At 64.7% G+C, this 13,022-nt stretch carries 12 protein-coding genes and 2 pseudogenes; all 14 read right to left on the reverse strand.

The annotated features are described in order from the left end of the window. Positions 1-18: 18 nt before the first annotated feature. A complete protein-coding gene (locus tag IV088_RS23125; protein ID WP_291106647.1) occupies positions 19-993 on the reverse strand; it encodes a threonine dehydratase in 975 nt (324 codons plus the stop codon). 18 nt (positions 994-1,011) lie between these two features. Continuing rightward, positions 1,012-1,621 (reverse strand): annotated as a pseudogene (locus IV088_RS23130) (hypothetical protein). 138 nt (positions 1,622-1,759) lie between these two features. After that, complete coding sequence (locus tag IV088_RS23135) at positions 1,760-4,798, reverse strand: PilC/PilY family type IV pilus protein (RefSeq protein ID WP_291106649.1); 3,039 nt, start codon at positions 4,796-4,798, stop codon at positions 1,760-1,762. Positions 4,799-4,809: 11 nt separating this feature from the next. Further along, on the reverse strand, positions 4,810-5,394 hold the full coding sequence (locus IV088_RS23140) for a PilX N-terminal domain-containing pilus assembly protein (protein ID WP_291106651.1): 585 nt from the start codon (positions 5,392-5,394) through the stop codon (positions 4,810-4,812). Continuing rightward, positions 5,391-6,389, reverse strand: coding sequence for a PilW family protein (locus IV088_RS23145; RefSeq protein ID WP_291106653.1), 999 nt, complete (start codon positions 6,387-6,389; stop codon positions 5,391-5,393). Before IV088_RS23145 ends, IV088_RS23140 begins: the two co-directional genes overlap by 4 nt. Positions 6,390-6,392: 3 nt before the next feature. After that, positions 6,393-6,938 carry a type IV pilus modification protein PilV gene (gene pilV, locus IV088_RS23150; protein WP_291106655.1) on the reverse strand — a complete coding sequence of 182 codons (546 nt, stop codon included), beginning with the start codon at positions 6,936-6,938 and terminating at the stop codon, positions 6,393-6,395. After that, positions 6,935-7,408 carry a GspH/FimT family pseudopilin gene (locus IV088_RS23155; protein WP_291106657.1) on the reverse strand — a complete coding sequence of 158 codons (474 nt, stop codon included), beginning with the start codon at positions 7,406-7,408 and terminating at the stop codon, positions 6,935-6,937. Before IV088_RS23155 ends, pilV begins: the two co-directional genes overlap by 4 nt. Positions 7,409-7,415: 7 nt before the next feature. Beyond that, positions 7,416-7,793, reverse strand: coding sequence for a type IV pilin protein (locus tag IV088_RS23160; RefSeq protein WP_291106659.1), 378 nt, complete (start codon positions 7,791-7,793; stop codon positions 7,416-7,418). A gap of 231 nt (positions 7,794-8,024) precedes the next feature. Further along, positions 8,025-9,005, reverse strand: a pseudogene (locus IV088_RS23165) (IS5 family transposase). A 108-nt stretch (positions 9,006-9,113) separates the two neighbouring features. Next, entirely contained in the window at positions 9,114-9,794 is a 681-nt protein-coding gene (locus tag IV088_RS23170; RefSeq protein WP_291106661.1) for a VOC family protein, read from the reverse strand. Then, positions 9,791-10,273 carry a cupin domain-containing protein gene (locus IV088_RS23175; RefSeq protein WP_291106663.1) on the reverse strand — a complete coding sequence of 161 codons (483 nt, stop codon included), beginning with the start codon at positions 10,271-10,273 and terminating at the stop codon, positions 9,791-9,793. Before IV088_RS23175 ends, IV088_RS23170 begins: the two co-directional genes overlap by 4 nt. A gap of 26 nt (positions 10,274-10,299) precedes the next feature. Beyond that, complete coding sequence (locus IV088_RS23180; RefSeq protein WP_291106664.1) at positions 10,300-11,175, reverse strand: PhzF family phenazine biosynthesis protein; 876 nt, start codon at positions 11,173-11,175, stop codon at positions 10,300-10,302. 156 nt (positions 11,176-11,331) lie between these two features. Continuing rightward, positions 11,332-11,949, reverse strand: a complete 618-nt coding sequence (locus IV088_RS23185) for a glutathione S-transferase (RefSeq protein WP_291106666.1) — start codon at positions 11,947-11,949, stop codon at positions 11,332-11,334. Between the two features lie 5 nt (positions 11,950-11,954). Then, positions 11,955-13,022 (reverse strand): PLP-dependent aminotransferase family protein (locus tag IV088_RS23190; protein ID WP_291106668.1); only part of this gene is annotated, 1,068 nt, incomplete at its 5' end.

Genomic DNA, 13,022 nt, shown 5'->3' on the forward strand with positions numbered 1-13,022 from the left:
TTCCACCGCATCCTCGAATCAGTCCCGCGCGCCGGACAAAACCTTGGCGAAGGTTGTGCTGTCCACATTGCCGCCGCACAGTGTGATGCCCACGCTCAAACCTTGGAGGGCTGCTTTTTCCTGCCACGCGGCCGCAAAGCTGGCGGCGCCGGCGCCTTCGGCCACGTTGTGGGTGTCGGCGAACAGCGTGCGCATGGCCTGGGCGACTTCGTCGTCGGTGACTTTCACCACGTGGTCCAGGTGCGGGATCAGCACCTCCAGCGCGGCGGGGTCGGCCACGCGGCAGGCCATGCCGTCGGCCAGCGCGGTGGTCACGGGGGCCTCGACCACGCGGCCGGCGGCGATGGAGTCCGCGTAGGTGGTGGCGTGCGCGCTGACCACGCCGACGATGCGCGCCGTGTGCCCCAGCGCCAGCTTGGCGGCGATGGCCGAACACGCGCCCGAGCCCTGGCCGATGGGCACATAGACCACGTCGAGCTGCGGCACGGCCTGGAAGAACTCCCACCAATACGTGCTCACGCCGCGCAGCAGGTCCTTGTGGTAACTCGGCACCATGTGCGCGCCGCGTTCGGCGGCGAGGTGCATGGCGTGTTCGCGGGCGGCCTGGAAGTCGTCACCGTGTTCGATCAGGTTCACGCCGAGCGCGCGCATGGCGGCGTTTTTCTCCAACGAGTTGCCCAGCGGCACCACGATGCTGCAGGCCACGCCGTTGGCGCGCGCCGCCCAGCCGATGCTCTGGCCGTGGTTGCCGCGCGTGGCGCTCATCACCTCGCGCGGCAGCTCGCCGTGCTGCTTGAGCTGATCGAAATAGGTCAGGCCGCCACGGATCTTGAACGCGCCCACCGGCGTGTGGTTTTCGTGTTTGACCCAGCAGTCCGCGCCCAGGCGCTGCGACAGCGTGCCCCAGCGGTACTGCGGCGTGGCCTGGAAGGAGCGGTACACCACCTGGGCGGCGGCTTCGATGTCGTGCAGGTGGGGCAGCTGGAGGGGCATGGAGTGAATCGGTGGGGGTCAGGGGGGCAAGTGTCCTGTCCCGCTGATACGTGAACAAAGGCGATGCGGCTTTTCAAGGATGGAATCCGCAGTGGCGGTCCATCTGAACGGTTGACAGTTCTCGTTGTGAGCGGTGACGAAGTGCTTGATGCGTTGCACGGGTTGTTTGACGCTGGTGAACGAACCGCACCGAATGGTCTTGTCGGTGATCAGTGCGACGAAGCGATCGACCTGATTGAGCCAGGAACTGTAGGTCGGGATGAAGTGCATGTGCCAGCGCGGCCAGCCCCGCGCCGTCGAGCACGTTCAGGGCCGCGAACAGCGTGGTCTTGATCAGCTGCGCCACGCGCTCGTCGTCGATCGTGCGCGGCTTGCCCGGGCGCACATCGTCGTACAGGCCAGCGATGTGTCGTTCGATGAATCGCGTGCGCCACTTGCCCTCGGTGGCCTTGGTCAGTGCCAGGCGCTCGGCGAAGGCGTTGTTGGGCTCACCGTCGGCACTGCTCAGGACGATGCGCGCTCGCGCGCTCAAGGCCGCAGGCAGCGAGCGGCTGCGCGCAAACGACGGCAACTGCACACGCTCTGGCTCACTCAACAACAATTGGACCTTCGGTCTGCCAGTTCTCATCGCGGTATCTCCGTTCCCAAGACACCGCATCGGCAGGCACGATCAATGCTGGTTATTCACGGGACAAACACCAGCAGGCGATGGCGCAGTCGCCGTACACATGCTGCTCATTGCCGCAAGGCTCACAGTACTGAAGAGTCAGCGGGTTCCTTCAAGGTACCAGTAACTCCGCTTGCGGTTGGGTGGCACGGCATTGGGCACGATGCTGGGGGCGTTCGGTCCTTCAGGGCCGCCAATGATGATGGGTTTGGTGATCTCGTTTTCGGTTGTGCTGCCGTCCGGATTGGTTTTGGTTTCGGTGAGGATCACCGTGGTGATTACCGGGCTGGGCGGCAGGCCGCCGTTGGGCAGGATCGTGGTGGTGGCGACACCGCAGAAAGCCGGTATTTGATACAGACGGGCGGTGCCGAGGTTGGGTTTGCAGCTGAGGGTGTCCGCCGGTTTTGGCTGGTTTGTTCCGAAGTAGGTGATGCCGGCGGTGGTGGCGGCGGCGTTGACGACTTTTTCCCCGTTGGTGGAAAGCCCAAGCCAGCACCCGTTGATGGTGCTTTGGCTGGTGCCGACTTCGCCTAGGTCGGTCGTTGAAAACGTGGAGTCACTGCCGGCAGGAACCGCGAGGCCCCGTCGATCGAAGACGGTGAAGAAGGCATCGCCCGTGCTGTCGTCCAGGGGTTTCTCACGATCGCCCGAGCCGATCAGCACAGCGGTGAAGGTCTTGAGCGCGGTCACATCCGGTGCGAAGAAGAACTTGCGCCGATTGCCCGTCTCGGATAAGGATGCCAATGTTGCGATGGTCCAGGCGTCCTTGTCGTTGCTTCTGCCGGTGCTGGTGGTGATCTCGAAGTCGATGCGGTAAACCGAGCCACCGACATCGGCCGCGTAGGCGCGGTCGATCTTGCCATCTGCGTCGCTGTCGACCAAGGCCACATCGGCGGGCACGCTGCGTGTGGTGTCGAACTTGCGCAACAACTCGCCGGTGAAGGCGTCGAGCACGACGACGGCATTGCCCATGGTGGTGGTGACGGGTGGCTCAACGTCTTCGGCGGCGGCATCATAGCCGGCACCAAACACCAACACCGGGTTGGTGTTGCCTTTGATTCGCGCGACCTTGGGTTTTGACCACGTCTGCCCCAGGAACGAGAACCCTGTGTCTGTGTGGCGCCTGCGCCAGAGCATCTTGGGCGTGCCGGGCGTGCTGACATCGATGGCGTACAGGAATCGCCCACCCCGGCGCATGGCAACGTACAAGATGGCTTGCGTGGTCACGTCGCCGACCACTTTTTGGTAAACGCCGATCGGTCCATCGACGAAATAGTCGCGGGACGAGGGTTTGAGGGTCTCGGAGGCGGTCTCCACCACCTCGGTGGTCGACAGCCGGACTTCGGGAGCGTTGTTGCGCAGCCGTTTGAGCTTGGGAAATAACTCCTCGGGCACAAAGCCCCACAGTTCAGACCCCGGTGGCGTGCTGCCCACATTGGCGCTGACATTGCCGTTGACGGCGTGCAGCATGCCGTCGTTGGCACCGTAGTACACCACCACCCCCGTTGTGCCGCCGTAGTTGATGACCGCCGGTCCGGAGTGCAATATGTCGCCGTGCACGCTGGGGCGGATTGTGACGCCGCTGCCCGGGCCGGCCTCGTCGCCAGCGTTGTCGGTGCCGCGAATCCAGTTGATCAGATTGTTGGCTTCGGTGCTGGCCACGCCCAGAGCACTGGCAGTGACCCGGTTGTTGCTGGTGTCGAACTGGGTGGCGCTGGCGCTGCCCAGCGTGGTGTTGTCTGCACACGCGACGCATGTCAGCACATTTCGCCCGCTCTGGCTGGTGCTGTGATCAATCCGCAAGCGCTGCGCCGCCCCTCCTTTCTCCACCACGGCGCCATCCGGAGAGTCTGACGCTGAAGGGGGTTGACCCAGTTTCTGGTTGATCCAGAACTCACTGGACTGTGTCCAGTAGGACACGGCGTTGGCGGCAAAAAAACCGGTGCCAGCGTCCAGCGCCGCCTTGTTTTCTGCGTCGGAAAGGAACACGCTTTTGGTGGTCGAGTTGTACCCGATCTTGTACTGACGCAGGTTGCCGCGCCAACGGGGGTTGCCTTTGTCGTCAGGTCGGAACACGCCAAGGTAGACCTGGTTTTCTGAGCGGCCCGGGCTGGTCAGGCTGGTCGGGAGCGCAGCCGATATGAAGTTGCCGGGAGTCTGCTGAAAGCTGTTGACGATGTTCAACAAGGCCTGGGCAATGTCTTGCCCTCCGTTGCCGGAGGTGACGGCGTAGTAGTTGCCACCGCTGGCGGCGGCCATGCTTCGGAGCAAGGCGCTCCATGTCGGTCCCTGACCGGTCCGCACGGGATCCACGTCGATGGTGAAGACAGCCGCGCCGAGGCTCGACTCGCTGAGGAAGCGGGCCCATTCATCAGCCTGACTTGGGTCTGAGTTTGAGGATGTGCCAATCTGCACCTCCTGAGTGGGGCGGGTCATGCCTGCGGCACTGTAGGCGGCGGTCAGCAGATTGGAGGCTATGGTGGTGTCGGAGGTGTTTTCCTGTGCGGCGCCGTTGCTCAGGTAAATCACGAAGGTTCGGTTGCAGGTGTTCGCGCTGGGCGGCCGGTACGGGGAGCCTGACTTGGAGGTCAGAGCGTTGCCGGTCAGGCTGTAGATGGCGTTGGAAGCGGCAGTGCCAGAGTTGTTGCCGACGTAGTCGGTCTTGTCCTTGTTGTTCCCCGAATACGGTGCTTTGCCGGCCAGGTAGTGATAGGCCTCGGCCAGCGCAATGCCGGTTTTTCCACCGTTGCTCTTGTCCAAGTTGACATCAAAACTGCCCAGCAAATTGCTCAACTGGCTTTTGTAGGTGTCATCGAGATCGCGGATCGCGGCACGCACGTAGCCACCATCTGCTCCACTGTTGCCACCACCAGATTCGGTGAAAAGCATCATGCCGACGCGCAATTTGCCAGTCGGCATGCCGTTAAATGCGGACCTCAATGCGGCAATTTCGTTGTTGAAGGCACTGGTCCAATTGGCGGTGTTGTCGATCATGATCAGCACGTCCACCTTTTGGCTGGAGCCTGCCGTTCCGTAAATGTCGATGTCGCTGCTGTACTGAGCTTGCAATGGCATGACCACCGCCATCAGCATGGCTCCCAGTGCACGGGGCAGGCTTCTTCGATCAAAGGTTTTCATGCGGGTCTTCCTTAGAGGCACAGGTTGTCCACTTCGGCTTCGGGCACTCGAATGGAGACACCCTGGTGCAAGGCAATGGCGGTGTTGGAAGCGGTGTCGTTGATGGTCGCTCCGATGTCCCATTCCATGGTGGCGCACATCGAGTTGCCTGCCAGCGACACAGCGTCGTCAGAGTCCAGTCCGGAATTGCTCAGGTTGCTGCTCTGCACACAGGCCAGATCGGCGGCCACTTCGGGATTGAGTTCGCTCGTTTTGATGGTGCGAGTTCGGTAGCAATTGGGTTGTGGATCCAGCGAAACGGAGTAGTCGTTGGTGCCGTCGCCATTGATATCGACGGTCACCGGATTGGCCGCAACGGCTTCGGGATCGATGGCGAAAGCCGCGCTGCTGATGGTTTGTTCAATGGCTTTTTGCGCTGCAGCCAGCGACTCCTGCCGAGACTGGGTGTTTCCGACAATCCGCAGGCTGTTGGCGGTGCTTTTGAAGGCGTTGGCCGCCATCAGGCTGAGCAACAGGAGCATGACCAGGGAAACGACCAGGCTTGCACCACGTTGTGGGTGCCGTGAATCGAAGCGGCGGCGTGGAAATGGATTCATGGTTGCTCTCGCGGTCCAGCGACGTTGTTGACCCGACCTGTCATTGCATAGACTCGACGTTTGAGGTTGTCGGTAAATGGGCCGCGCGGTCCCAGCAAGCCCATGTCAAAGGTGCGGCTCGACGTGAATCCGGGGGTCGGCTCGACGGTGGCACTGAGCATGCGGGTGCGCACCCCCACGACGTTGCCCCAGTCGTTGTCTGCTGCGCCTGCGGTACCGCTGAGACTGGTGCGGAAGGTGTCTGCCGCACCGTCACTGTCGGTGTCGAAGCCGAATTCAAAGGCCAGGTCTTCAATCCCTTCGGCCAGCGGCGCTTGAACGATCGCACCAGCGCGCAGTTCGGCTCGCTTGAGCGTGGGGATCGTGTCCAAACCACATTCATTGCAATTGCTGACGTAGTAGATGCGGGTCAGGTAACGCTGAACCTGGTTGGCGGTAGCGCAGTCCAGCGTGCGCAAGGTGAAGCTGGCTGCCGCTGTGCCCACAATGAACCGGGTGGTGCTGGGATCGTTCTCGCAGCGCGATGTCTGGAGGTAAGGGCTTCCGTCATTGATCGAGGCGGCCGCCACGCGCTCGGTTTCTACACGCCGCAGCACCAACGCAGGCGTCCCGCTGCGATGGTTGTCCAGGCAGGTCAGCGACGCTGTTTCGGTCGCGTCCAATCCCGTGACCGCTGCCGGGATCGTGCTGGTCGCGCTGTCCCAGCCCAGGTTCGCTGCGGCAAGGGCACAGGCATCGGGGACCGAGAAGGCCATGTCTGTCGTGGACAGATCGCCGTAGTAACCCGCCGAAACGATGTCTTCGTGCAAAAGGTCCATGCCGTGGCGGCCGTTCTCGATCTGGCGCACGCTCTTGTCCAGCTCGATGTTGCTCTGGCTCGTGTTGGCGTACAGAGCCACCAATGCACTGAGCAGCAACAGGCCGATCACCATGGCGACCATCAGTTCGACCAAGGTGAAACCATGTTGCCGTTGAAAAGCTGGGCGATGGCGCATGGCTCAGGCTCCGAGATCTGCGATCTGAACGCGTGTGCTGACGGCGCGCCTTGTGTTTTCGCTCGTGTAGTCGTCCTTTCCGCAATCGTTCAGGGCTGCGGCTGAAGCCTGTACGCCTTGCCAAACGAGGTGGATCACGTATTCGTTGGTGGCAGGGTTGCTGATGCAACCACGGGCGTTGAGCAGGGCGCCCACTTGTTGACCACCTTCGATCTCTGCCGCACCGCGGATCAAATTCGACCATTCACACACGTCGCGTGCGGCGAGAGAGGCAGCAGTGGAACAGTCTGCCTGTGGCGCGGTCACGCCATAGTCGTCACCAACATAGGTGAACGCATTGCGGCGATTCAGCGAGATGCGCTCAGAGATTTCGTTGACCAGTATCAGCGCTTGCATGCGCTGTTGCCCTTCAATCATGCCAACCGTGGCGCGGGCCTGCAGTGCTACATATCCAAGAATGCCGAAGGCCGTGATCAAGAGTGCGACCAGCACCTCAATCATGGCAGCGCCTGATTGGGCCGATCGTTGCGAGGTGATGCTGGGGGTCATGCGGGGCATTCCGACTTGGTGCTTTTCGGTCGTCCAGAGGGATCCAGCGAGATGCACCGCCGACCATCGTGGGTGTCGCTCAGCGCAATGCGCACGCTGCTGACCGTGTCCACCTGACCATTGCGGTTGAATCGGACCGACGACGCGGCGCTGGCCAAGGTGATGCCCGAGCCGATCTGGCTCTGGCTGCTGATCGTTTCGCTGGTTGCGGCGACCCGCACCAGCCAGCCGCCGGCCCAATTGCCGTCGACGGGCATCAACTCGACCGGTTCGCCGCGTTTGACGGCCTCGCTGCGCGCCAGCGTCAGATCGCTGATCAGGGCAAATGCGCCCGTGCGCAACCGCTGCGCCTCAATCATCCGCTGAAACGAGGGCGTGGCGAGGGCGGCCAGGATCGCGAGCATGGCAATGGTGACGACCAGTTCGACCAACGTGAAACCGCGTTGGGGTGTTTGAGCGTGGCGTGCCATGGCAGGTTTACCAGCAGTTGGTGGCCGGGGTCTTGACCCCCGTGTGCGCAAGTGTCAGCGTGCCGCAGGTGTCGCTGCTTTGGCCGCCCTGAGGCGTGGCGGTGAGCGTGAAGCTGGTGGCTCCTCCTGCGCCCAGTGCGATCGCAATCGTGTAATGAGGACTGACGGAGGAGGGAACCCCGAGGTTGAGGGCGGCCAGGGTATCTGCGTATGCCCGCACGTCGAGCAGGCGTTGCTGCTGCTTCAAGGCGATGTCCTGCAACAGCGCCTGCACTTCGGCGCGCCGGCTGCGCTGCATGAACTGCGCGTAGGAGGGGTAAGCGATGGCTGCCAGGATCGCGACCATCGCGACCACCACCATCAACTCGATCAGCGTGAATCCCAACTGTGCAGTCCGTTGCGGCAACATTGCTTTTCCGATGCTCTATAGGATGAAGTGTCGGGAAATGTAGTTTCTGCGTAGATTGGCTTTCTGTGTGCGTGGATAGACGGTCTCTATTGGGTGATCAGTGGCGACGCTTCTAAGGCTGCGCTGAACAAGCAGCCGAATTGAGTGACCCGCTGTGCCAGGGGGCGCTGATGTGGGGAGGTCGCGCGATTTGACGGCGGTCCTTGGTCATACCGACCTTGCTCGCGCACTGGGCGTTCGGAACGGACACACGCATGCCACGAGTCGTTGACGAGCCAAATAGATATTGGCCAGACCCAGCACCACGAACGAACGCGTGGCGTTCTTGGCCAGGCCTCGCGCACCTTGACAAAACCCCACGGTCGCTTGACCACGGCGAAGACGTGTTCGACCCGGGGGCGGACCTTGGACTTGTTGTGATTCTTTGAGCGCTGGACCTCGTCGATCTCGCCGCCCCTGCGCACGCGCTGGTTGGTGAAGTCCTTGGCCTTGGGGGCCTTCGATCCGATCAACGTCTTCTGGCTGCCGTGGGCGCTGTCGCCGTACACACGCTGTTCGTTGCCGTGCAGCAGATCGGGCAGCGGGTGTTGTCGTGCATGTTGGCCGCCGTCACCACCGCGCTGTGAGCCAGTCCGGTGCGGCTGTCCACGCCGATATGCATCTTCATCCCGAAATACCGCTGCTGGCCTTTGCGGGTTTGGTGCATCTCGGGGTCGCGTTGTCTGTCGACGTTCTTGGTCGAGCTGGGCGCGCCGATGATGGTGGCGTCCACGATGGCCCCGGCGCCCACCTTCAAGCCCCGCGCCTGCAGCACCTTCCCCACTTTGGCAAACAAGGCCTCGCCCGGTTTGTGCGTCTCCAGCAGGCGGCGAAACTTCAGCAGCGTGGTCCCGTCGGGCACACACTCCCGCCCCAGATCGATGCCCACAAAGCGGCGCAGCGCCGTGCTGTCGAGCAGGGCCTCTTCGCAGGCTTCATCGGCAGATTGAACCAGTGCTGCACGAAGTACATCCGCAGCATGCGTTCCAGCCCGATCGGAGAGAGTCCGTTGCCGGCTTTGGGGTCGTGGGGTTCGATGACCGAGCACAGCGCCTGCCACGGCACGATCTGTTCCATCGTCGCCAGGAACGCATCGTGCTTGGTCAGCTTGCGGTAGGGCTCGAATCCGTCGCCATGATCGGCTGCCATCGCCAGGGTCTGTTGCTTCAACTTCACCTTCGTGTCTCAGGTGCATCGATACACGCAAACCTCGCGTTACTTCAGAGCTTGTTCAGCGCAGCCCTAATGGACTTCTGGCTAGGTCAGTGTGCGTGGGCCCAGGGGGGTGTCGAGCAAGGCGGTGAGCGCGGCGGGGGCTTCCGCCACCGCCATGGCGTCGAGGCCGATCGCGTCCAGCGCCTGCCGCAGCCGGGGCGCTTCGGGGTGGTGGAGCGTGAGGCCACGCAGCGCCAGCCCGCTGACGGGCATGGTCTCGGCCGGGTGGGTGTCGCCCCACTGGATCAGCGTGGGCAGTGCGCCGTCGAACAGGCGCTGGCCGTCGTCGCGCACGCTGATGCGCCACCGCAGCAGGCCCGACGGTGTGGGGCGCGACGCGGCGATCACCGGGCCGCGTTCGATGCCCAGGGCCCGCAGGCGCGCGGTGGCGGCGTCGATGTCGGGCACGCTGGCCACCCAGTGCACCAGCTGTGGCCCCTGTTGCGCCAGCCGTGCCCGCAGGGTCGGGTCATCGAGGTCGAACCAGCGCTTCAGCGGGGCGGGGCGCGTGGGCGTGGCCAGCGGGTTCACGGCAATGATTTCCAGGTAGGCGCGCGGGGCCTGTTCGCTGTGCAGACGCAGCAGCCGGTTGTGGGTGCCGAACAGGGCGTGTTCACCGCCCGGCCCGGGCACCACGCCCAGCGTGGCCTCGCACAAGGCCACGCCTTCGTCCAGCGTGCGCGCGGCCACCACGAGGTGGTCGATCTGCGCGTGGGTCGTCATGGGTAGGGTGAGCCGTCTTTGTGGGTGTAGCGCCAGCGGCCGTCCACCCATTGCGCCTGCAGGTCGTCGTCGGGGTAGCGACCTTCGTCACCCGGGGTGCGGTCCCCCACCTCCAGGTAGATCACGTCCTCCGTGGTCTCGTTGATCAGGCAGTGGCCGTTGTCTGTGCCTGCCGGGAACCCGGCGCAGTCTCCCGGACAGAGCCGGTGTCGCCCGGTGTGGGTGTGCAAGGTGGGGTGCCCCTGGAGGACGTAGATGAACTCCTCCTGTCGGGTGTGGCTGTGCCGCAGGGCCGATTGACCTCCGGGCACCAGGCGTGTGCGGTTGACGCCGAAATGGCCCAGGCCAAACAGGTCGCCCAGGGGTTGCTTGATCCGGCCGGCCATGCGCGAGGCGAAGGGCTCCGGGTAGGTGGAGGGCTTCTGGCGCGTGGGCGCATCGGCCGCGGCGATGTGGTCGGGCGGTGTGTGGCCGGACATGGGGTGCTCCTGGGGCCGGGCTGGTGTCAGAGCGTGACGACGCCGTTGATGCAGGTGACGGACTGGCCACCGACCCAGACCGTGCCGCCGGCGTCGCGCTGAATGAACACGCGGCCTTCGCGCGCCAGCGCCGTGCCCTGCGCGGCCACGTAGCGCTCGGGCGCCAGGCCCGCGCCGATCAGCCACTGCGCGAGTGCGGCGTTCAGGCTGCCGGTGACGGGGTCTTCGGAAAGGCCGTTGTTGCCGGGGAAGAAGGCTCGCACCTCGAACTGCGTGTCCTGTTCTTCGCGGGCGCCCACCACACCGACCTTGCCGCGCGGGCCCACCACGCCGATGTCGAGCCCGGCCAGCACCGCGCCGTCGGGCTTGAGCGCGAGCACCTGCTCGGCGCTGCGCAGCATCACGCCGCGCCAGTTGGGGCCGTTGTCGCACCACGCGTGGGCGGTGATGTCGGTGCGCGCCACGCCCAGGCCGCGGGCGATCAGCTGCACGTCGGCTTCGTCCAGCGGGCCGCTCTTGATCAGGGGCGGTGCGGCGAACGCCAAACGCTGGCCGTCACGGCGCAGCTTCACCAGCCCGACACCACATTCCTGCACCACGTGTTCGCTGCGCGGCACGCCACCGGCTTCCTGCCAGGCGTGGCAGCTGCCCAGGGTCGGGTGGCCGGCAAACGGCAGTTCACGGCCGGGGCAGAAGATGCGCACGCGGTAGTCGGCACCGGCGGCCGCGCCTTCGGGCGTGGGCGGCAGCAGGAAGGTGCACTCCGACAGGTTGGTCCAGTTGGTGAAGTGCTGCATCTCGGCGGTCGACAGGCCGCTGCCATCGAGCACCACGGCCAGCGGGTTGCCACGGTAGGGCGTGGTGGTGAACACGTCCACCTGTTTGAAGGGGCGGGAGGTCATGAGGACAGTTCCTTTTTGTGCTTTCAACTCGCCGGATCGCGACCCGCAACGAACGAAGTGCCCCTGACCCAGGGGCACCGAGGAGCCGGCTTCGCCGGGCCTCTGGTGCCGCCCCCTTGAAGGGGGTGACGCGAAGCGGCGCGGGGGTGTTTCATTTCAAGACAGGGGGAGGTCGAGCACGCCGCGGCTGGCCGGGTGGGCCAGCCACTGCGCGTACCAGCGTTCGAGGTGCGGCCAGGCGGGCCGCGGCTGCGGCAGGCCCCACCAGCGGTGCACCTCGCAGGCGATCGGAATGTCGGCCATGCTCAGCGCCTCGCCGGCCATGAAGGCTTGTTTTGACAGATGCTCATCGAGCTGCGCGAACAGCGGCTCGGTCGCGGCTACCGACGCGGCAATGACCTGCGGGTTGCGTTGCCCGGCCGGTGTGCGGACCCACTGCTTGAAGGCGGGGCTGCCGGCCGGGTTCAACTCGGTCTGCTGCCAGTCCATCCAGCGTTCGGCGTTGAAGCGCTGCCGGATGTCCTGCGGGTACAGCGGTGAACCCTCGCGAGCGCACAGGTAACGCACGATCACGTTCGATTCCCAGAGGATGAAGTCGCCGTCTTCGAGCAGCGGCACCAGGCCGTTGGGGTTCTTCGCCCGGTAGTCGGGGGTGCCCACGATGCCGAAGGCCAGGCCCGCGTCGATACGCTCCACCTCCAGCCCGAGCACCTGCGCGCACAGCACCACCTTGCGCACGTTGATCGAGCTGATGCGGCCCCAGAGGCGCAGCATGGCGATCAGCCTTGAGCGGATTCGCGGATGGCCTGCGCGAGCGCCGCGATGCCGATGTGGATCTGCTCCACGCTGGCCGTCACGAACGACAGGCGCAGCGTGCGCGGGTCGGCGTGGTCGGCGTAGAACGCGGCGCCGGGCACGAAGGCCACGCCCTTGTCCACCGCCTGGGGCAGCAGCTCCACCGCGTTCATGCCCTCAGGCAGGCGCACCCAGAGGAACATGCCGCCGTCGGGCGAGTTCCACTGAACGTCCAGGCCGGCCATGTCTTTCTGCAGCGCGTCCAGCATCGCATGGCACTGGCTCTTGTAGAGCGCGCGGATGGTGGGCACGTGGCGGTCGATGAAGCCGTCCTTCAGCACCTCGGACACCATGCGCTGGTTGAAGCTGGGGCTGTGCAGGTCGGCCGCCTGCTTGGCCTGCAGCAGCTTGGGCATGATGGCCTTGGGTGCGATCACATAACCCAGGCGCAGGCCGGGCGCCAGCACCTTGGAGAACGAACCCAGGTAGATGCAGCCGTCGGGGTTGCGCGCGGTCAGCGGCTTCGGGGGCGGCTGGTCGAACCAGAGGTCGCCGTAGGGGTTGTCTTCCACCAGCGGCAGGCCGATGGCGGCGGCGCGTTCCACCAGCGCCTGGCGGCGCGCCTCGCTCATGCTGCGGCCGGTCGGGTTCTGGAAGTTGGGCAGCACGTAGAGGAAACGCGCGCCCTTGGCCTTGGCGGCCAGGTCGTCCACGTCCACACCTTCGGCATCGCTGTCCACGCTCACGATGTTCGGCTCCATGGGTGTGAAGGCCTGCAGCGCGCCGAGGTAGGTGGGCGTCTCCACCAGCACGGTGCTGCCTTCGTCGATCAACACCTTGGCCACCAGGTCCAGGCCCTGCTGGCTGCCGGTGGTGATCAGCACCTGATCGGCCGACACGTCCCAGGGCATGCTGGCCGCGACCCATTCGCACAGCGGGCGGTAGCCTTCGCTGGCCGCGTATTGCAGCGCGGCACGACCGTCGGTGCGCAGCACCGTTTCGCAGGCGGCGGCAAAGGCCTCGACCGGGAAGGTCTTGGGCGAGGGCAGGCC

Origin of the sequence: Hydrogenophaga sp. (assembly GCF_018780075.1) — a bacterium.
In the GTDB taxonomy this organism is placed as follows: Bacteria; Pseudomonadota; Gammaproteobacteria; order Burkholderiales; family Burkholderiaceae_C; genus Hydrogenophaga.